Source organism: Streptomyces sp. NPDC002817 (assembly GCF_053592055.1).
This window is the reverse complement of the sequence record NZ_JBSFUY010000013.1, coordinates 1-19,428: the sequence shown is the minus strand read 5'-3', so window position 1 is coordinate 19,428 and position 19,428 is coordinate 1. Positions and strand designations below refer to the sequence as shown.

The window sequence follows — 19,428 nt, the reverse complement described above, 5'->3', positions numbered from 1 at the left end:
AATCCCGCTCAGCGTGCCGTCGCGCACACCCGCCGGTACGGCACATCGGGCACGTACGTCCGCCACTGGGCCTCGGTGAGTCCTGCGCCGACCCGGTCGCACAGGATGCGGACGACGTCGTCCGCGCCGACCGGGTGACGCTGGAGCAACACATCCGGGCCACCGGTGTACAAGGTGGCGCCGTCGCGGGTGAAGGCGAGGGTGTCGATCTCGTCGCCGGATGTGGGCAGGTCGCCGCCGAGGAGCTGTTGCCCGGCGGTGTCCCACAGGCGCAGGGTGCCGTTGCGGCCGCCGACGGCGAGGGTGGAGCCGTCGGGGGAGAAGGCGAGCGCGCCCACCGCCTCGGGCTCGCCCTCGGAGACGGTGTCGGAGGTGCCGGTCAGAATGCCCATACGGGTGCGCAGGTCGCCGTCCCACAGGGTGACGTGCCCGGTGGAGTCGCCGACGGCGAGTCGGGTGCCGTCGGGGCTGAAGGCCAGTGCGGTGACCTGTCGGCCGTCGGCCAGGGCGCGTCCGCGCACATGACGGGACGGCAGCTCGGCGTACCGGTCGGCGGAACCGGCGAGCAGCCGGCCGTCGGGCCGCAGGGCGAGCGTGTCCGCGTTGAGGGCGCTCAGGGTGGCCGTGCGGCGGTGGGCGGCGGTGTCCCAGACCTCGGTCGTGCCGTCGCCGTCGGGGGAGCGCGCGGCCAGTAGCGTCCGGCCGCCGGTGCCGAGGGCGAGAGCGGAGACGATGCGATCCGCCGCACCGGACGTCTGGAACGACGTACGGACCCGGTGCGCTGGGACGTCCCAGATGGTGAAGCGCTGCCGGAGGGAGCCGTGCGAGGACACGGTGTCGGCGACGGCCAGAGCCCGTCCGTCCGGACTGAAGGCCAGCGGTGGGGCTCCTTCGGCACCGTCGCCCGGCAGGGCACCGAGCGTGGTGCGGGCAAGGACGGCGCCCGTCCGTGTGGAGCGCAGTTCGAAGCGGTAGCCGGAGCCGGACCGGGTGGCCGTGGCCAGGACGGTGCCGTCCGGGCTGAGCGCGGTCGCGTCGGCCGGAGTGCTCTGCCAGTGAGCGTCCAGGCGGTCGCTCAGGTCGTACGTGCGCACCGTGGCGCCGTCGAGATAGCGCAGGGTCCGCGCCTTGCCGGGGGCCCAGGTCAGGTCGCTCACCTCGGCGCCGGCCAACGGGGTGTGGAAGACCTCCCCGCCGCCGAGGTCCAGCGACCACGCGGCGATCTCCTGGTCGTCGGCCGTGGCCAGGAACCGCCCGTCCGGGGACAGGACGGCCTGAGTGAAGCCACTGGTGCCGCTGCTCTGGAAGTCGGCGACCTCCCGTCCACCGGAGATGTTCCAGACCGTGGCCGTGTTCCCTGAGATCACGGACAGCCGTCGGCCGTCTCCGCTGAACCGCAGCAGCCGGGAGCCGTGGTCCGCCCCCGAGCCGGTGCCGCAGACGGTGCCGCCCGCCTTCTCCCAGGAACCCCGCAGCCTCGTGCCATGGACGGTGTCCCACACCTGTGGTGCGCCGTCGGCCGGGCACAGGGCGAGGAGGCGGCCGCCTGGACCGATCGCGGTGGCGGTAAGGGCGCGTGGCGTGTCCGTGCTGAACACCACCTTGCCGTCGCCTGCCCGGTGCACCTGGACCGGACCGGGACCGTCCACCGGTCCGGTGCCGTAGGCGCTGCCGTCGGGCGCCCCCCAGTAGACCGCGTCGCCCAGTTCGGCGACGGGTCTGTGAGCGGCGAGGTTCCACAGTTCGCCGCCGTCCTGTCGGGTCAGGACAAGAGAGCGGGCGCCGAGGCCGGCATCGGAGGCCTCGGCGCCCGCGGGCAGGCGGTAGGTGGCGGTGACACGGTGGTCGGCCACGTCGCGGACGGTCACTTCGGAGCCGGTGACGGTGATGAGGGCGCGGCCCCGATCGGTGAGGAAGCGCTGGGAGTTCTCACCCGTCTGCGGGTCGGTGAACGCGTCCCGCTCCGGTCGGGCCTGGGCGTCGAGCAGGGCCGAGCGGGACTCGGTCAGCGGGGCGAGCCGCCAGGCCGCGACGGAGAGCAGGGCGGCGGTGCGGGGGTCGGCGGAGCGCAGACTGTCGGCGACGGTGGCCAGGCGTCGGGCGGCCGCCTTGGCCGCCTCTTCGTCACTCGCCCGGTCGCGTTGCCAGGCCAGCAGGCCCGCGGCCAGGGCCAGTACGAGGAACGCGGAGAGCCCCACGGTGAGCAGGCGGGTACGCCGGGCGGCCCGTGTCCCGGCCTCCCGCTCGGCATCGCGCGCGGAGCGGGAGGCGTCGAGGAAGTCCCGCTCCAGCGCGGCGAGGTCGTCCTGGGACCGTCCGGCGAACAACTCCTCGGCCTGGGTCAGCCGCGTGCCCCGGTACAGCGCTCCCGGGTCCCGGTCCAGCTGCTGCCAGGCACGTGCCGACTCCCCGAGCAGCCGCTGCGCCCGCAGCCGTCCCCGGCTCTCCTCGATCCAGCCGGCCAGCCGGGGCCAGCCGGTGATCAGCACCTCGTGGGCCAGCTCGACCGTGTCACCGTCCAGGGTGACCAGCCGGGCTGCGGCGAGGCGTTCCAGCACGTCCTGCGCGTCGGACCCCAGCTCGGCCCGGGACGCGGGGCGGCGCGTGTCCGGGGCGCCGTCGCCGGGAGTGATGAGCCGCAGCAGGATGCGGCGGGCGGTACGGGCCTGCTCCGGCGCGAGGCCGCCGTAGACCTGCTCGGCGGTCGCGGCGATCGCCCCGCGCACACCGCCGGCCTCCTCGTACGCGGCCAGGGTGAGTGTGCGGCCGCGGCGACGGCGCCAGGTCTCCAGCAGGACGTGCGAGAGCATCGGCAGGGCGCCGGGCTGGTCGGTGACCTCGTCGATGACGCGGGCGGTCAGCGCGCGCTCCACATTCAGGCCCTCGGCGATCGCGGGCTGTGTGATCACGTCCCGCAGTTCCTCGCGGCCCATCGGCCCGATCAGCAGGGTCGCTCGGCCGACCGACTCCGCGAGCTGCGGATGGGTGCCGCAGTGGCCGTAGAAGTCGCCGCGCACGGCGATGGCAACGCGCAGCCGGCTCGCGGGCTCGCGGGCGGACAGCAGCAGATCCAGGAAGCGGTCGCGTTCCGCGCGGTCATGGCAGAGGGTGAACAGCTCCTCGAACTGGTCGACGATCACCCAGGTGTCCAGGCCGGCGTCCTCGCCGTCCCCGTCGTCCTTCGGGACGAGCGCTCGCTCGTGCGTGCGCGCCGGCTGTTCACCAGGGGTGAGCACCCGGATCACCGCCGGGCGGTCGGCGCCCTGCGCCTGCCGCAGAGCGGGGATCAGCCCGGCCCGCAGCAACGACGACTTGCCGCTGCCGGAGGGACCCGACACGACCGCGAACCGGTGCGCGCGCACCAGGCCCACCAGCTCGCCGACCTGTTTGTCCCGGCCGAAGAAAAGATCACTGTCACCCGGTTCGAAGCGGGCCAGGCCCCGGTACGGTGCCCGCTCCCCGGTCGAGGCCGCCCGGACCTCCGCATCCGCCTCCCGCCAGCGCCGCTCCCACTCGTCGGGATCGCCGTCCAGCACTTGGACGTATGCCCGCAGCAGTGCGAGCGAGGGCAACTGGTCGCCTGCTGCCGCCTGGGACAGTGCGGTCGTCGAGTAGCCCGCCCGCTCGGCCATCTCCCGGTACGGCGGCTTTCCCGCCTTCTCCCGCAGCAGCCGCAGTTCGTGCGCGAGCCGCTGCACGGGTCCGGCATCAGGGTTCACCGGTTTTTCGCGTCGTCCCACCGGGCCGTACCTTTCGACCTGCAAACACACCAGTGATCGGCGCCAAACCTACGTTCGGCCGCCGATTCGTGGCAATTCCGGCCCATTCCGCGGACGCGGGGACATGACCGTGCCTCCGACCGGTACGGCCGGAGGCACGGCGTGGAGCTGGCCGGGACGGCTAGCGCACCGTGCGGTACGCCGTGCGGATGGTCTGGGTGGCGGTGTTGCCGTCGGTGTCGGTCAGGGACGCCCGGAAGGAAACGGTGCCGGGCTTCCTCGGGTGGGTGAGGGTGAGGGATCGCTTGCCGGTGTGGTCCGTGTGGACGGCGACCGTCTTCCAGGTGCGGCCGCCGTCGTACGACACGTGCACGGTCAGCGACTTCACGTGGCCCTTGGCCGAGGCCGGGCCCTGGAGTGACAGCGGCACGGTGACGCGGGCGCCCGCCTTGGCGGTGCCGGTCAGGCTCAGCTTCGGGTGGAAGCGGACGACGGAGAGGGGGAAGGGGACCCCCTTGGTCTCACCGTTGTCGCGGGAGGTGAAGGTCCACACCGCGTCCACGTGGTCGCTGGTCCCGTAGTCCTTGGTGCGGTCGGTGCTGATGGACAGCCGGTAGTGCGTCCGCGCGGCGGGCAGGCCGCCGTAGACGTTCAGGCAGGTGTCGTCGGTCGTGGAGGTGAAGACCCGGGAGCCGGAACTGAGCCGGGTGGTGATGGTGGCCTGGGGGAGGTAGGCCAGGTTGCCCGGGCCGTCGGAGAACATCGGCACGCACACGTAGGAGAACCCGCCGAGCCGTTTGGCGCCGGTTCCGGACGCCGGTGAGACGGCCGGGCCGTGGACGCCGCCGTTGAACCCGACCCGGTAGGTGCGACCCGGCTCGAAGCGGCGGGCGGTGAGGAAGGAGACCGTGTCCTCGTTGTGCGAGCCGTTGGCGATCCGAGCACCCAGGTTCCAGCGCAGACCGCGGTCGGTGCTCAGGTACTGCACGAGAGAGGCGGTGGGCGCCGGGTGCTGGAGGCCTTCCGAAAAGATGGACGCCCGGCCGAGCTCAGGCCAGTCGGGGGTGGACCAGTTCACCTGGGGTGCGGCGCCGGCCCGGGGCAGGGCGGTGGCGACGGAGGTGTTCACCCGGGCCATGTCCCGGGTGGTGGAGAAGGTGCGGTTCAGGCCGGTGAAGAAGGAGCCGGTGCGGGTGGTGACCAGGTTGTACGTCGGTGAGGTGGAGGTGCGCTGCCAGATCCCGCCGAACTGGGCGACGAAGGAGTCTGCCGTGGTGCCGGAGCCGATCTGCCCGAGGGCGGTGTCGCCGGCGTCGACGGTGTTCCCGCCGACGTAGTCGTAGGCCGGCTCGGCGCCGTGGGCCGCGAAGAGGACCTGCGCGTCGCGCGGGGTGGCCCGGCGGTCGGGAGCGGTGATCCTCACCGGCTTGGCCCTGCGCCCGTCGAGGGCGAGCGTGGTGTTGCGGTCGAGCAGCAGACGAGGTGCCACCAACAGGGCGGTCTTCCCCCGGGGGTCGGTGGTCTGGGCGTCGACCACGTAGTGGCCCTCGGGCAGCCGCAGGCTGGCCGTGCCGTCGGGGTGGTTCTTGTCGTCGTCGAACGGCGTGTACTGCTTGCCGGTGTCCAGGTTCGCCACGGTGACGCCGGGCGCGTCGTCGCGCTTGCCGTCGCGGCGGGTGACAGTCAGCTTCAGCTTGTACGACTCCACCTCACGGATGACGCCCAGGGCGGTGCGCACGCGCTGTCCGTCGCCGCTCGCGGTCACCGCGCCGGAGTAGGCGCCGTCGGCGCCGCCGAGCCGGGTGTCGGCGGTGACCGTGGCCTGCGCGGTGCCCCCGGCCGGGACCGTCAGCCGGGCCGGGGAGATGGTGAACATGCCGGCGGGTGCGCTGCTGCCGTCGGGGCCGGTCACGTCGGAGGTCAGGTCCAGGGTGACGGGCTTCGTGCCGAAGTTGCGGTAGGTGAGCGTCCGGGCCGCCGGCTGGTCGTCGTCGTGCGGCCAGGAGGCGGTGCCGAAGCCGACGGAGGCCGGCTCGGTGGTGACGTCGGCGCCGGTAGCCCGGGTCAGGTCGACCCGGCCCGCCCCTACCTCGTACGCGCTGGTGCCGGTCAGCGGCTTCGCCGAGGCGGTCAGCGCGGCCTTGATCCGCTCGCCGGTCCAGTCGGGGTGTTCCTGGGCGAGGATCGCTGCGGCGCCCGCTACGTGCGGGGTGGCCATGGAGGTGCCCGACATCGACACGTACCCGGGTGCCACCTCCTCGCCCTCGCTGCCGTGGGCGGCCCGCGCGGCGGCGATGTCGACGCCGGGCGCGGCGATGTCCGGCTTCAGCGCGCCGTCCGCGGTGGGGCCGCGGCTGGAGAAGTCGGCGATCTTGTCGTGCCGGTCCACCGCGGCGACGGTCAGCGCGGCGGCGGCCGAGCCCGGAGTACCGACGGTGGTGTCGGAGGGGCCGTCGTTGCCCGCGGCGATCACGAACAGGGCGTGGGAGGAGGCCGACAGGTCGTTCACGGCCTTCTCCAGGGGGTCCACCTCGGGGGCGTCCGTGTCGCCCAGGCTCATGCTGACGACCTTGGCGCCCTGCGCCACGGCCCACTGCATACCGGCGATGATCGACGAGTCCGATCCGACGCCGGTGTCGTCCATGACCTTGCCGACCAGCAGCTTCGCGCCGGGCGCCACACCCTTGTACTTGCCGTGGCTTTCCGCACCGGAGCCGACGATGGTGGCGGCGACGTGGGTGCCGTGCCCCTGCTTGTCGTCGGTCGAGCCGGAGCCGGAGTCGGAGCCCGCGAAGTCCTTGGTCTTGAGGATGCTGCCCTTGAGGTCCGGGTGGGTGGCGTCGACGCCGGTGTCCAGGACGGCGACCTTCACGCCCTTGCCGTCGTAGCCCTGCTTCCAGGCCCCGGGGGCACCGATCTGCGCGACCCCGCCCTCCGGGTCGGGGTCGCCGCTGTCCTGTACGGCCGCTTCGACCTGTCCGTCGAGCCACATCCGGTCGATACCGGGCGCGGCGGCCACGGCGCTGTCACCGGTGACCGTGTCCGTCAGCGCCCGCCACACATCGCCGGCGTCCGGCTTGTCGGCGGTCAGTGCCTCCCCGCGGACGGCGGGCAGCACCTGCTCGACCTCTGCGTCGGCGGCGGCCAGGGCACGTCGGGCACCGGCCTGGGTACCGCTGCCGCCCCGGTAGGAGACGATCAGCGGCACCTGCTTGCGGTGGGCGTCGTCGTAGCCGTCCTTGACGAGCCGCGTGATGTCGAACAGGCGGCGGTCCAGCCGCCCGCTGCCCAGCAGCCGCGTCGCGTCCTGCGGGACGACGTAGGTGTGGCCGGCGAACTGCCGTATCGAGAAGCCGATGTGCCCGCGGCCCTCGCCGCGCCGCACACCGGTCACCCGGCCCGTGCCGTCCACGCTCACGGTGTCACCGGTCACCAGCGTCACCCGGGCACCCGCCCGGGCCGACCCGCTCGCCGCTGTGGCCGTCAGGTCCACCGACGGGCCCGCTGCCGCCGGGGCGATGGCGGTGGCGGTGAGCCCGGCGACCGCCACCAGGGCCGGTATCCCGTATGCGGCACTCCGCGCCGTCAGTCTCCGCGCGATGCGGCTGTGCTTGTTCCGCAATGTGCTGTCTCGCTTCCCCATAGGTCGGTGGATGGTTCCGGATGAAGGGCGCAGGGGCGGCCCCGGCCCACGCAGGGGGCGGTGGGGCCGGGGCCGCCCGAGCCGTCGGCGGAGGAGTGCCGTCGGCCGTGATCGAGTCTTGGCCTGCGGAGGATTGGTCAGTAGCCCCTCCAGGGCACTGAAAAATCGAGCCGGACTCGTGCGCGTGCCAGGACTCGGCCGTTCGGCCGGTGTGCGTGGCCCGCGGCGTCGCGGCAAGTGGCCATTCGGCTGATCCCGCCGTGCCGATGGGAGGTTAAGGTCGCGCCGTGGATCTCCTGAGCAGCGTGCGTGCCCTTGGTACGTCACCCGGACCGGATGGCCGCCGACGGGACTTTCTGAAGGCGTTCGGCATCGTCCTCCTGTTGCTGGCGGCAGGCGTGGACGTGCTGTTCGTCGGCGTCGACGGCGGTTCTCTGTGGCCGCAGCTGGTGGTGCTGCCCATCGGTCTCGCGGCGCTTCTGTGGCCCGTCGCCCGGCGCCCCGCATGGCTCACTGTGCCGGTGCGCACCGCCGTGCCCGCGGTGCTCTCCGGCGCCGTGACGGCTGCCGTGTTCCTGTCCGGCCGGGAGGCGATGTCCGGCCCCGGTGAAGTGGCGACCCTGCTGTGCCTGCTCCTGATCGCGGTGCGTGACTGCCCTGTGCGTTGGGCGGCGGTGTGCGGCGTTCTGGGCGCGGTGGCCGTTCTGGCGCTGCCCTACCGGCAGGCCTTCGGCGGGTCGTCGGTCAACCCGTTCACCATGCTGTTGCCGGTCTGCGCGGTGGCCGGACTCGCCGGATACCTGCGCGCGCTGGAGCACCGCCGACGCGTGGCGGTCACCGAGACCCAGCGGGCCGAACGCCTCGCCATGGCGGCCGACCTGCACGACTTCGTGGCCCACCATGTCACCGGGATCCTGGTGCAGTCGCAGGTGGCCCAGCACCTGGCCATGTCGGACCCCGAGCGTCTGGCCGGGATCCTGAAGGACGTCGAACGCGCCGCCACCGAGGCTCTGGCGTCCATGCGCCGTACCGTCGGCCTGATGCGCGAGGTCCCGGCGGCGGGGGACACCGACCGCCACCCGACGGGCGATCTGGCCGTACTCCCCGAACTGGTGGAAGGCTTCGTCGGGCCCGTCGGCCCGAAAGCCGCCCTGCGCCGTGATCCCTCGGTGCCCGACGACCTGCCCCACGAGGTGCAGGCCGCCGCCTACCGGGTCGTCCAGGAGGCGCTCACCAACGTACGGCGGCACGCCGCCGACGCCACCGAGGTGACGGTCGGCCTGGTCCACGACGGGCGCGCGCTGGAGGTGACGGTGCGCGACGACGGCCGAGGCGGCGCCCGGTTGCCGACCGCCGCGCGTGGCGGCGGCTTCGGCCTGGTCGGACTGGCCGAACGAGTCACCGCGCTCGGCGGCGAGCTGCGTACAGGACCCCGATCCGGCCGTCGGGGCTGGGAGGTCATGGCGATCCTGCCGACGGAGAAGACGTCGTCGTGACCGCTTCGGCAACTGTGCCGGGGCCCGTGACACTCCGTCATCCGTCGTTCGGTCGAGATCTCTCCCCTCGCGGTCGGTGATGTGTGGCCGTTCGGCCGAGGCGGCCGCCCTGCGACGAGGGCAGAGTGAGCCCGGTCCACGCCCCGACCGCACGAGCACGCGACGGCCCTGCGCGCATGCCCGCCCCGTCATGTGTCCCGGTCGCGTGGACTTCGCAGGTGACCGGGACAGGAGAGAGATCAACATGGTGATCCGGGTGGTCGTCGTGGACGACCAGGACATGGTGCGTTCGGGGTTCGCGGCGTTGCTGTCGGCACAGAGCGACATCGACGTCGTGGGGGAGGCACCCAACGGCCGCCTCGGCGTCGAGGTCAGCCGCAGCACACACGCGGACGTGGTGCTGATGGACGTACGGATGCCGGAAATGGACGGGCTGGAGGCAACGCGACAGCTGCTCGATCCACCGCCCGGCGTGGTGCACCGCCCCAAGGTGCTCATGCTGACCACCTTCGACATCGACGACTACGTCTACGAGGCTCTGCACGCCGGAGCCAGCGGCTTCCTCCTCAAGGACGCGCCGGTTTCCGAACTCGTGCAGGCGGTACGGGTGATCGCCGCAGGTGAGGCGCTCCTGGCCCCGTCCGTCACCCGACGCCTCATCGAGGACGTGGCCCGGCGCCGCCCTGCCCCGCGCCGGGACCCGAATGTGCGGCTGAACGGTCTCACCCCCCGGGAGACGGAGGTGCTGCTGCTGGTCGCTCAGGGCCTGTCGAACGCGGAGATCGCCGCGAGGCTGGTGGTGGCCGAGCAGACCGTCAAGACCCACATGTCCCGGCTGCTCGCCAAGCTCGGCGCCCGCGACCGGGCGCAACTCGTCGTCATGGCCTACGAGTCGGGGCTGGTCGCCCCGGGCAGGCCGCACCCGGTCCCGGGCACGTAGCACCCAGGTGGGACACCGGAGTTGGCACCCGGGTGTGACGTGCACTGACGTTCCCGCGACTTACCGTCACCGCGCCCTGACCAACCAGACCGGTTTCGCACGGAGCGAGCATGCACCAGCACATCGACATCGACCACATCATCGGGCTCTACCGCGCCTACGCCCACGATCTCGACAGGGTGCGCGAGAAGCAGCGGAAACTGCTGACGCCGCCGATCTCGCTGAAGGCCCAACTCGACGACATCGAGGCGGAGATCACCTATCTGCTGCTGCGCGAGGCCCGCCCGGAGACCGTGGTGGAGATCGGCACCTTCCACGGCTGGTCCACCACCTGGATCCTCCAGGCACTGAGGGACAACGGCACCGGCCACCTGTACTCGTACGACATCGTGGACCACGTCGTGGGCAACGTCCCCGGGCAACTGTCCACCGGCCGCTGGACGTTCACGCAGGGGGACGTGCGGGAGAACCTGGAGAAGATCCCGGACACCGCGGACTTCCTGTTCATCGACGCGGCGCACTCCGCGAGCTTCGCCCGCTGGTACATCCGCGAGTTGTTCCCGCGCATGCGGCCGGGCATACCGGTGTGCGTCCACGACGTCTTCCACGGTCGTCGCCCGCTGCCGTTCACCGAGGGCGCGGTCGTCCTGCGCTGGCTCGCCGACCGGGAGAACGACTGTTTCACCGCGTCGCGGGTGCATGACCCCGAGACCCACGACCGCCTGAACGACGTCAAACGGTCCCTTGCTCTGGGCCATCCTCTCCGGGACAGCAGGGACAACCCCATGATCTTCTTCACCCTGCGCTGAGGCCGCCCGGAGTCTGGTCGGCGCGGCACGGTTTGCGTGCCGCGCCGACACGGAGGTGCCCCGGCGGGCCAGGGGGGAGTGCGCCGCCGGGGCTGCTCGGGACGGGCCCGTGGGTCATCACGCGGGGACCGCTGAGGGGTGGGCCTTGTTGATGATGCCGACGAGGTTGTCGGCGGGCGGGAAGTCCACCTCTTCCGACGATGGGTCAGACCGCGCCGTTCGTGTTTCCGTCCGCAGGACGGTGTTCCCAGAGCGTCTCGCCTTGGACTTCCATGACGACGGTGCCGGATTCGTTGGTGAGGGTGCCCCGGCTGCGGACCACGGCTGTGCCGTCGTCGCGGGGGCGGACCTCCATGATCTCCATGGCGCCGTGCAGTACGTCCCCGGGTCTGACCGGCGCTCGCATGCGCACGGGTCCGAGTTCTCGGCCGGCGATGAGCGCGGCGCGCGACAGCACCGCTTCCACCACGAGGCGTTGCAGGAGTGCGGCGGTGTGGAAACCACTGGCGATGAGGCCCCCGAAGCGGCTCGCGGCCGCAGCGTCCTCGTCCGTGTGCAGGGGGAGAGGGTCGAAGCGGCGGCCGAAGTCGAGGATCTCCTCCTTGGACACCTTGGTGCTGCCCAGCTCGAACACGGTTCCGGGGTGAAGGTCCGCCGCGTAGAGCACGGCACTCACCGCCGTTCCTGCGTCGACGCAGACCCTGCGTCGTCGAGGTGGTGGCGCGTGACGTCCGGCGCGGGGCCGGACCCTGCCGGGTCGTGGTGTCGGGCGAACCGGTGGATGTGCACGCCGTGTCGCATGCGGGTCTCCGTTCGTGTCCTCGTCGCGGTGGGTTGAGTGATGATGACGGCTCGGTCCTCGTCCGTCGGGCGGGCCGGTCCCGGGCGTCAGTCGAGTTCCGTGACAAATCGCCAGAGCAGACGGCCGAACGTCTCGACGTCCTTGTCCGGCCATCGGCCGAGCCGCTCCTCGAGGCCCTCGCGCTGGTGCTGCCTGACGCGGGCCAGGCAGGCGAGACCGATGTCGGTGAGTTCCAGCAACTTGGTCCTGGGCCGGGACGGATGGGCCACCCGGCGCAGCAGGCCCTCGTCTTCCAGTGCGGACAGCTGACGGCTGACTGTGGACTTCTCCAGGCCGTATCGCTCCGCCAGATCGGAGGCGGTCGGCTGGGGGGAGGACCCCACGTAGGACAGCATCGTGTAGGCGACGAAGGACAGTTCGTCGTACATCCTGTTCTCCCGCACCTTGGCGTTGCGGGAGAACAGGATGATCGCCTCGTGGATCACGTCGAGGGGTTCGTTCCGTGCTGCCATGGCGCCATCATCGAGTTGTACGAAGCAACTGTCAAGGTTGCATGACGCAACTCTCGTTGCTTGCCCGGCATGCTTCCGGCGCCATCGGCACCGAGCTCGGCATCGGCTTGCCGGTGAGGAGTTGAGCGCGTCCGTCTGCGCGACGGGCTGACGGGCAGCACCGAACGACAAGCCCCGCAGCCGCCCCGACGACGGGACCATCGGTCTCTACGCCGACGTTGTCGTCCAGGGCGGACGGCCTACGACTTCCGTTTCACCCACCCGGGGTGAGTCGCTCTTGTCGCCGACGACGGCACCTGCGGGACCCGCCGTTCCCTCCTCCAGGTTGCCGCCGCACGGGTCGTCGACGGCACTCTGCGCGGCGACCGCGGCGAGCTGGTACATCTCGACGTGCTTGGTGAGCAGCCGTACTTCGGTGCAGCCGGACTCCTCGACACAGGCCTGTCCAGAACGTGTGCCGGGATCAGTCGCTGCGGCGGGCTCGGCTGTCATGCGGGTGTCGTGTGCACCAGGCGTCCGTGGAAGATGAGTGAGGCGGCCTGTTTGAGGCGGCGGACGCGGATGCTGACCTCGTAGGCGTCGATGCCGTCGACGGCGGCGACGCTGGTGGTGAGGTAGCGGTAGAAGTCCTCGGCGTCACGGCAGATGACACTGACCATCAGATTGTGGTGGCCGCTGATGGCACCGGCGAAGGCGACCTCGGCGTGCTGGGCCAGTTGCTCCCCGGCCTGCTGGAGCCGGTTGGGGGTGACGCGCAGCCAGAGGGTGGCGTTGAGGGTGTGGCCGAGGCGCTCGGGCAGCAGTTCCACGTCGTAGAAGAGCGTGCGGGAGGTTTCCAGGGCCTCCAGGCGGCGGGCGACGCGGGCGTTGGACCAGCCGGTGAGCTCGGCGAGGCGGGTGTGGGTGGTGCGGCCGTCCTCGGCGAGGGCGTCCAGTAGGGGGGTGTCCTCCTCCGTTGGGGGCCGCAGAGGGCCGGCGGGGGTGGGTGCCCGGTCGGCGGTGAGCTGCCGCACCTGCTCGGGGGCCAGGCCGTCGCCGTAGCCGGTCCATTCACTGGTGCCGGTCTCGCCGAAGGGGTGCAGCAGGAGGTCGATGCTGACATCCAGGACGGAGGCGGAGCGGGGCAGCTGACGCAGGATGATGTCGTCGCGCTCGGCCTCCACGGGGGAGTGGATCATGCAGATGATCTCCGAGCCGCCCGAGGCGAGGTTGGCGTAGGCGACGTCCGGCCGCTTGGCCAGGGAGTCCGCCAGGGGCCCGACCCGGTCGGGGCGGGAGCGGATGCGGGTCACCCACTGGGCCTTGCCGTGGACGGCCGGGTTGACCAGGCCCACCACACGCATCACCCCGCTGCGGCGCAGGGCGTGGTAGCGGCGGGCGGCCGTCTGCTCCGACACATCGGTCACCTCGGCGATGTGCCGGAACGGGAGGCGGGGTGCGCACTGGAGCGCGTGGAGGATTTTCCTGTCCACTTCGTCGATCACGGGAGGAGTCTGTCACGTCTCTGCGATCACGTAGAAGTTTCTAGTCGTTTTGAGCGGTTGAGTTCATGGTTTTGGGATGCGAGGTGGATGCTGGTCGTGTTCTGAAGAAAGGGCGTGACTCCCATGAGCACGCGGCTGGCGCCGACTGCGGCCTGTATCGGCACCTTCGTCCTGCTGACGCACCTCACCATGGCAGGCGGGGCGCTGTCCCACCGGACGGTGCTCCCACTCGCCGGTCTCTCCCGCATCCAGCAGGTGATCGGTGGCATGGCCCCGGCGCCCGCGGTGGCGCTCCCGGGAGTCTGCGGGCAGGCCGCCCGGCGGGGCGTCGCCGCTCCCTGACCGGCCCGGAGCGCCGTCCTCGCACCCCCCGCGGGCGCTCCGGGCCTCCGGCCGCGCTGCGCCGACGAGCCGTTCACGCCACTGCACACGAGCAGTACCACTTCCCCAGAGAGGTATCCGTCCCTGTGGACCTCACCGCCGACGCCTTCCCCTCGACATTCCCGGTCGGCATCCTCGTCAAGCTCCTCGGACGGCCGGAGCGCGCCGACCGGTTCGACGAGAGCCTCTCGTGGAAGCGGACCTGCTCCACCGGTGGCCGGTCCTTCCCGCCCTCGCGCGACTACGGCCACGACTTCCGCGGGACGCTCTCCCCGGCGGTGCTGGACGTCGCCGACGCCCAGGCCGATGCGCAGGACGAGGTCGTCCGGGGCAACCCCGGCGCCCCGGTCTGGTGGATCCGCGCCACTGCCGTCAGGGCGCCGTTCGAGCGCGTCCGTTCCCGAGCCCAGCCGCACGCCTGTCCGGCTGCGTACCGGGCGGAGTTCGGACTGTCGGCGTAGGCGCGGGGCGCTGTCGCCCACCGACGTCTGGGGGACGCCACCGGCTGCGTCCGCCAGGCAGGGGCTGCCCGCTTCCGCATGGCGGCCCCTGAGTACCACCCACCCCTCCCCATCCAACCGATTGCGGTTCACCATGCCGTACGGGAGAAAACGGAGAATTTCCGTGAACGTCACCACACCGGCGAGCGGGTCGACGGACAGGCGGGCGGCCACCATCGTCATGGCCTGCCTCGGCGTGTTCGTCGCCTACCTGCCGATCACCACGGTCGCCGTCAGCCTGCCCGCCATCCAGCGGGCGCTGAACACCTCGACCGCACAACTGTCCTGGGTCCAGGACGCGTTCGTCCTGCCCATGGCCGCCTTCATCCTGACCGCCGGCGTCTTCGGTGACGTCCACGGCCGCAAGAAGGTCTTCCAGGCCGGCCTGTTCTTCAGCGCGGCCGGCGCGGCCCTCGCCCTGTGTGCGCACAACATCGAGACCCTGTGGGCGGGCCAGGCGCTGGCGGGCCTGGGCTCGGCCGCGCTGCTGCCCACCACGCTGGCGCTGATCAGCCACGCGGTGCCCGACTTCCGCGAGCGCGGCAAGTTCATCGGCATGTGGGCCATGGCCCTGCTCGCCGCCCTGGCCGTCGGCCCGGTCATCGCCGGCGTGATCCTCGACCATTACTCGTGGCGTTGGATCTACCTGCTGTCCATCCCCCTCTCGCTGGCCGCGATGGCCGTCGCCGCCCCGCTGCTGACCGACTCGCGCGCCCCGCACGGTCGCAAGCTCGACTGGCCCGGCCAGATCACCGCGGCCGTCGGCGTCACCGCCCTGGTCTACGGCGTGATCGAGGGCGGCGCCGACTCCTTCACCACGCCGAAGGTGGTCATCGCCCTCGCACTGGGCGTCGTCGCGCTGATCGCGTTCGTCGTGGCGGAGAAGCGCAGCGCGAGCCCCATGCTGGATCTGGCTGTCTTCCGCAGCGCGGCCTTCACCGCCACCGCTCTCATCGCCCTGATCACCTTCCTCGGGCTGATCGGCTTCTTCTTCGTCCTCAGCCTGTACTTCGGCATGGTCCAGCAGCTCGGCACCCTGGAGGCCGGCGCCCGCCTGCTGCTCGTCCCGGTCGCCGCGATCGTGGCCGGCGCCCCGGCCGGACGCCTCATGCACCGTGTCCAGGCCCGCTGGATGATCACCGGCGGTCTGCTGCTGATCGCCGGGTCCCTGCTGGCCATGACCAACCTCGACGCCGACACCTCCTACGGCTCCATCGCCTGGCGGCTGGTCGTCCTGGGCATCGGTCTCGGCCTGGTCACCACCCCGATGACGGCCACCGCCGTCGCCGCCGTGCCGCACCAGCTGGCCGGCATGGCCTCGGCCGCCAACAACGCCTTCCGCCAGGTCGGCGGCGCGCTCGGCCCGGCAGTCCTGGGCGCCCTGCTGTCCACCCGCGCCGTGCACACCCTGCCCGGCCACCTCGCCGATGCCGGTGTGACGGGCGCGCAGGTCGACACCATCGTCGCCACCGCCAAGGACGGCGGCCTGGGCGCGGTCGCCGGGATGAACCTCGGCTCCACCGCCGATCAGGTCTACGGTGCCCTGGGCGACTCCCTCATCGACGGCATGCGGCTGTGCCTCATAGTGGCGGCGGTGCTGGTGCTGATCGCGGCCGTGTGCGCGGTCACCCTCCTGCGCCCTGCCAAGCAGGCCGCAGCGGGTGCGGCGAAGATCGTGGGCACGGCACCGCAGGGCCGCCCGGCCGCGCCCGCCGAGCAGGCCCAGACGGCGCGCTCCGCTCAGCCCTTGGTGTAGCGGCACCGCTGACCTGGGGATGCGAGGAGCGGGGCATCGCGCCGGACGGTCAAGCCGGTCCGGGGCGATGCCCCGCTCCCGTGCCGGGACGGCGTTGTCGCCGTGTGCGGTGACTCAGCAGAGCCTGTGTCTGAGTCGGTTATGGCAGGGCCAGATCTCACTACTTGGCTGTGATCGACAGGTCGCGGGGTTCGGGGAGATGACTGCTGGTTTCTCAACCCTGTGTCTCTGGGCCGTAGTTGGTCCGGGTGCGCGGGGTTCTTTGTGGGCTGGCCCCCCGTAGTGTCGAAGCCGAGGACGAACTCTTGGCCGGGGTGGCATCCCGTCGGCAGGGCGCGAGGTGTGTGGCCGCCGCCGGGCGGGGCTGGCGGATGTGGTTCAAGGACAAGTCCTACGGGTCGTGCACCGCGGCCGCCGACAGCCCCGACCTCTACCAGTGGCGGCCCACCGGCCTCGCGGTCGGCCACCGCCCGCACGAGGGCCCCAACGTCTTCGAACTCGGCGGCCACTACTGGATGCTCGTCGACGAATGGCGCGGCCAGGGAGTCCTGCGCTCGGACGACCTCGCCACCTGGGAGCGCCAGGGGCTGATCCTCGACAAGCCGGGCCACCGACCCGACGACGGCACGATCGGTCTTCACGCGGACGTGGTGGTCCAAGGGGAGACGGCCTACGTCTTCTACTTCACGCACCCGGGCCGCGACGGCATGGCGGCCGAGGACGACGACGCCTACGCCACGCGCCGTTCCTCCCTCCAGGTCGCCGCGGTGCGCGTCGTCGACGGCACGCTGCACTGCGACTGCGACTGCGACTGCGACTGCGACTGCGACCGCGGCCGCGACGAGCCGGTCCGGCTCGGCCTGGCCACTGCGCCGTAGAAGCGTCAGTCTGGATGTCGCGCAACCGCTTCGCAGGGCCGGTGCGATGACTGCGGGAGACGAGAACGGCTGGGTGCCTGTGCATGGTTCACACGTCGGCCACTCTCCCTCGATCGGGCGCGACGTCACTCGCGAATCCGGCCAGCACGAGCGCGATCGCGGCATCCACCTCGGCGGTGAACGCCCCGTGCGGCGCAGTCTCTTGGGGCAGCCGTCGCATGAGTGCGCCCTGGAAGACGTCGTAGAGCACGTCCACGGCAAGGGCGGGATCGGCGGAGGGCGTCGGTCCGTTGCCCGGCCGCTCCCGTAGGCAGTCACGGAGCCAGTCGCGCAGTTCCGCGGAGAGCTGTGAGCGGTGGGGCGGTACGCCGTGTCCGCGCAGCAGTCCGGTGGTCATCTGCCGGGTCTCGTCCCAGTCCCGCTCCGCCGCCAGGGCCAGTTCGTGGAAGTACGCCCGCACCCGGTCTGCCGCAGAAGCGGTGCGGTCGACGTCGCGAACCAGGGCGAAGACCGATTCCCCGCCTCGTACTGCCCACTCGGTGGCGATGTCCGCCTTCGCGGGGAAGTGATTGAACGCGGTCCGCCGCGACACCCCGGCTTCCGCCGCGATCTCGTCCATCGTGGCGGCGTCGTAGCCGCGCGAAGCGAACACCTTGATCGCTGCCGCATAGACGCGCTCCCGGTTGGCCTGGGCATTGCGCGTTCTCCCGTCCTGCTTCCCGCCGTCCGACTGTGTCATGTGGACATTATTGCACTTGAGTGCAACCATCGAGCTTGTTGCACTTGAGTGCAACTTGATTCGAAGGGAACGCATCATGGACAAGGTCAACGGCTGGGTGGACATCCACTCGCATTTCACCCCACCGACCAGTGCGGAGGAGCGGGAGGCCCAGTGGCGTCAGCTGAGGGACGCGCACCTCCTGGCGCCCGAGCCCTACCACTGGCAACCCGAGACGATGCTCGCCACCATGGACCGCCTGGGCATCGCCATGCAGATGCTCAGTCCCGTCCCCGTCGATGCCCCACTGCCGCAACTGCGTGCCTGGAACGACTACGGCGCCCAGCTCGTCGCCGACCACCCCGGCCGCTTCGGCCTGCTCGCCGGCCTGCCCACGGACGACCCGGACGCGGCTCTGGCCGAGATCGCGCGCGGCGACACGGAAACACACCCCGACGGCTATCTGTTGACCACTCGTCGGTCAGGTGTCCGGCTCGGGGACCCGCGGCTGGAGCCGGTGTGGGAGGAGCTCGACCGGCGCTCGGCCGTGCTGTTCATCCACCCGAGCGCAGTAGCGCCCCCGTTCCAGCAGACCGCCGTCCTGGTCGAATTGCCCTTCGAGACCACCCGGACCGTCGTGGACCTCCTCTATACGGGCTTCTTCCGCCGGTACCCCCGTCTCACGGTCGTCCTCGCCCACTGCGGCGGCGCCCTGCCCGCGCTCTCCGGCCGCCTCGGGCTGCTCGGGGCGGAGGAGTACATAGTCAACCCACTGGGTCTGACCGCCGATGACATCCGCACCGACCTGGCGAAGCTCTACCTCGACACCGCCGCGTCCGGCACGGACGCCAACCTCGCGGCGGCGGTCACGATGGTGCCCCGCGACCAACTCGTCTACGGCGCCGACGCCGGAGTCCCCTGCTCGAACGAGAACAACATGAAACGCAACATCGACGCACTCCGGAACTCCCGCGTCCTCGCACCGCGAGAAGTCGACGCACTCGGCCGCCGCGCCTTCGACCTCTTCCCCGCAGCCGCACAACGCCACCGCGACGCCGTCGGTGTGCCGTCCCTGTCGTACGACTCCCGAACGTCACCCATCCAGACTTTGTCCTGAGTGTGGAAAAAGAAGCGCCCTACTCCGACGTAAGTACTTCCCAGTCTGGAAAATCGTTGTTACGTTCCTCTTCAACAGCCTGACGGTGCAGTCGGTGCAGACAGGCTTCTGGATCCCCGGCCGTGGGTGAGGGGAGAGGAGGGATCGTGCGACGGATGACTGCTCGACCTGAGAACGCGCATCAGGCGCGGCTGCTTCGTCTGCTGCGTGACAACGGGTCCAACTCTCGTGCCCAGCTCGGTGATCTGGTGGATCTGTCCCGCTCGAAGCTGGCCGTGGAGGTGGACCGGCTGCTGGAGACGGGGCTGGTTGTCGCGGACGGGCTGGCACCGTCCCGCGGCGGCCGGCGGTCGCACAACATCCGGCTTGCGCCGACGCTGCGTTTCCTCGGTGTCGATATCGGTGCGACCTCGATCGATGTCGCCGTGACGAATGCGGAGTTGGAGGTCCTGGGGCATCTGAATCAACCGATGGACGTCCGTGAGGGCCCGGTCGCGGTCTTCGAGCAAGTCCTGTCCATGGCGGCGAAGTTGAAGGCGACGGGGCTCGCGGAGGGTTTCGACGGTGCCGGTATCGGTGTGCCGGGGCCGGTCCGTTTTCCCGAGGGTGTTCCGGTGGCTCCGCCGATCATGCCGGGCTGGGACGGTTTCCCGGTCCGGGAGGCGCTCAGTCA

The 19,428-nt window shown here is 71.4% G+C and carries 16 protein-coding genes; 9 read left to right on the top strand and 7 right to left on the bottom strand.

All coding sequences use genetic code 11. From position 1 onward, the window contains the following. Positions 1-8 precede the first annotated feature (8 nt). The gene (locus ACWD3I_RS24080; RefSeq protein WP_365407548.1) at positions 9-3,740 is read right to left on the bottom strand and encodes an nSTAND1 domain-containing NTPase; all 3,732 of its coding nucleotides are present in this window, start codon (positions 3,738-3,740) and stop codon (positions 9-11) included. A 160-nt stretch (positions 3,741-3,900) separates the two neighbouring features. Further along, positions 3,901-7,362 carry a S8 family serine peptidase gene (locus ACWD3I_RS24075; protein ID WP_365407551.1) on the bottom strand — a complete coding sequence of 1,154 codons (3,462 nt, stop codon included), beginning with the start codon at positions 7,360-7,362 and terminating at the stop codon, positions 3,901-3,903. Positions 7,363-7,649: 287 nt separating this feature from the next. Here ACWD3I_RS24075 and ACWD3I_RS24070 point away from each other — a divergent pair, with 287 nt between their 5' ends. From ACWD3I_RS24070 to ACWD3I_RS24060, 3 genes are all read left to right on the top strand, one after another. Further along, positions 7,650-8,858 carry a histidine kinase gene (locus tag ACWD3I_RS24070; RefSeq protein ID WP_451084171.1) on the top strand — a complete coding sequence of 403 codons (1,209 nt, stop codon included), beginning with the start codon at positions 7,650-7,652 and terminating at the stop codon, positions 8,856-8,858. Between the two features lie 244 nt (positions 8,859-9,102). After that, entirely contained in the window at positions 9,103-9,798 is a 696-nt protein-coding gene (locus ACWD3I_RS24065) for a response regulator transcription factor (RefSeq protein WP_365407554.1), read from the top strand. A gap of 110 nt (positions 9,799-9,908) precedes the next feature. Next, positions 9,909-10,607, top strand: a complete 699-nt coding sequence (locus tag ACWD3I_RS24060; RefSeq protein WP_365407557.1) for a class I SAM-dependent methyltransferase — start codon at positions 9,909-9,911, stop codon at positions 10,605-10,607. Between the two features lie 205 nt (positions 10,608-10,812). Here the strand turns inward: ACWD3I_RS24060 and ACWD3I_RS24055 are convergent, their stop codons facing one another. The 4 genes from ACWD3I_RS24055 to ACWD3I_RS24040 form a co-directional block, all read right to left on the bottom strand. Next, the gene (locus ACWD3I_RS24055; protein WP_451084170.1) at positions 10,813-11,283 is read right to left on the bottom strand and encodes a MaoC/PaaZ C-terminal domain-containing protein; all 471 of its coding nucleotides are present in this window, start codon (positions 11,281-11,283) and stop codon (positions 10,813-10,815) included. A 212-nt stretch (positions 11,284-11,495) separates the two neighbouring features. Then, a complete protein-coding gene (locus ACWD3I_RS24050) occupies positions 11,496-11,921 on the bottom strand; it encodes a MarR family winged helix-turn-helix transcriptional regulator (RefSeq protein WP_365413511.1) in 426 nt (141 codons plus the stop codon). 207 nt (positions 11,922-12,128) lie between these two features. Further along, positions 12,129-12,413 carry a hypothetical protein gene (locus ACWD3I_RS24045; RefSeq protein ID WP_365413513.1) on the bottom strand — a complete coding sequence of 95 codons (285 nt, stop codon included), beginning with the start codon at positions 12,411-12,413 and terminating at the stop codon, positions 12,129-12,131. Then, positions 12,410-13,405 carry an Lrp/AsnC family transcriptional regulator gene (locus tag ACWD3I_RS24040; RefSeq protein ID WP_365413515.1) on the bottom strand — a complete coding sequence of 332 codons (996 nt, stop codon included), beginning with the start codon at positions 13,403-13,405 and terminating at the stop codon, positions 12,410-12,412. Before ACWD3I_RS24040 ends, ACWD3I_RS24045 begins: the two co-directional genes overlap by 4 nt. A 123-nt stretch (positions 13,406-13,528) precedes the next feature. Here ACWD3I_RS24040 and ACWD3I_RS24035 point away from each other — a divergent pair, with 123 nt between their 5' ends. The 4 genes from ACWD3I_RS24035 (at position 13,529) to ACWD3I_RS24020 (ending at position 16,920) form a co-directional block, all read left to right on the top strand. After that, on the top strand, positions 13,529-13,747 hold the full coding sequence (locus ACWD3I_RS24035) for a hypothetical protein (protein ID WP_365413517.1): 219 nt from the start codon (positions 13,529-13,531) through the stop codon (positions 13,745-13,747). Between the two features lie 125 nt (positions 13,748-13,872). After that, on the top strand, positions 13,873-14,247 hold the full coding sequence (locus ACWD3I_RS24030; RefSeq protein ID WP_365413519.1) for a hypothetical protein: 375 nt from the start codon (positions 13,873-13,875) through the stop codon (positions 14,245-14,247). Between the two features lie 163 nt (positions 14,248-14,410). Then, positions 14,411-16,042 (top strand): DHA2 family efflux MFS transporter permease subunit, encoded by a 1,632-nt coding sequence (locus tag ACWD3I_RS24025; RefSeq protein ID WP_451084169.1) that lies wholly within the window; start codon positions 14,411-14,413, stop codon positions 16,040-16,042. A 305-nt stretch (positions 16,043-16,347) separates the two neighbouring features. Further along, the gene (locus ACWD3I_RS24020; RefSeq protein WP_365413521.1) at positions 16,348-16,920 is read left to right on the top strand and encodes a glycoside hydrolase family protein; all 573 of its coding nucleotides are present in this window, start codon (positions 16,348-16,350) and stop codon (positions 16,918-16,920) included. Between the two features lie 88 nt (positions 16,921-17,008). On the opposite strand, the gene ACWD3I_RS24015 is transcribed toward ACWD3I_RS24020, so the two are convergent. After that, positions 17,009-17,659 (bottom strand): TetR/AcrR family transcriptional regulator, encoded by a 651-nt coding sequence (locus tag ACWD3I_RS24015; RefSeq protein WP_365413523.1) that lies wholly within the window; start codon positions 17,657-17,659, stop codon positions 17,009-17,011. 76 nt (positions 17,660-17,735) lie between these two features. On the opposite strand from ACWD3I_RS24015, the gene ACWD3I_RS24010 reads away from it, so the two are divergent. Both ACWD3I_RS24010 and ACWD3I_RS24005 read left to right on the top strand, forming a co-directional pair. After that, positions 17,736-18,755, top strand: coding sequence for an amidohydrolase family protein (locus ACWD3I_RS24010; protein WP_365413525.1), 1,020 nt, complete (start codon positions 17,736-17,738; stop codon positions 18,753-18,755). A gap of 155 nt (positions 18,756-18,910) precedes the next feature. Then, positions 18,911-19,428, top strand: a 518-nt coding sequence (locus ACWD3I_RS24005) for an ROK family transcriptional regulator (RefSeq protein ID WP_451084168.1), incomplete at its 3' end; no start/stop codon positions are given.

What these genes read in the sequence shown, in the direction of transcription:
- ACWD3I_RS24075 (WP_365407551.1), bottom strand. Translation starts at nt 7,362, where the DNA reads ATGGGGAAGCGAGACAGCACATTGCGGAACAAGCACAGCCGCATCGCG.
- ACWD3I_RS24065 (WP_365407554.1), top strand. Translation starts at nt 9,103, where the DNA reads ATGGTGATCCGGGTGGTCGTCGTGGACGACCAGGACATGGTGCGTTCG.
- ACWD3I_RS24060 (WP_365407557.1), top strand. Translation starts at nt 9,909, where the DNA reads ATGCACCAGCACATCGACATCGACCACATCATCGGGCTCTACCGCGCC.
- ACWD3I_RS24050 (WP_365413511.1), bottom strand. Translation starts at nt 11,921, where the DNA reads ATGGCAGCACGGAACGAACCCCTCGACGTGATCCACGAGGCGATCATC.
- ACWD3I_RS24045 (WP_365413513.1), bottom strand. Translation starts at nt 12,413, where the DNA reads ATGACAGCCGAGCCCGCCGCAGCGACTGATCCCGGCACACGTTCTGGA.
- ACWD3I_RS24035 (WP_365413517.1), top strand. Translation starts at nt 13,529, where the DNA reads ATGAGCACGCGGCTGGCGCCGACTGCGGCCTGTATCGGCACCTTCGTC.
- ACWD3I_RS24015 (WP_365413523.1), bottom strand. Translation starts at nt 17,659, where the DNA reads ATGACACAGTCGGACGGCGGGAAGCAGGACGGGAGAACGCGCAATGCC.
- ACWD3I_RS24010 (WP_365413525.1), top strand. Translation starts at nt 17,736, where the DNA reads ATGGACAAGGTCAACGGCTGGGTGGACATCCACTCGCATTTCACCCCA.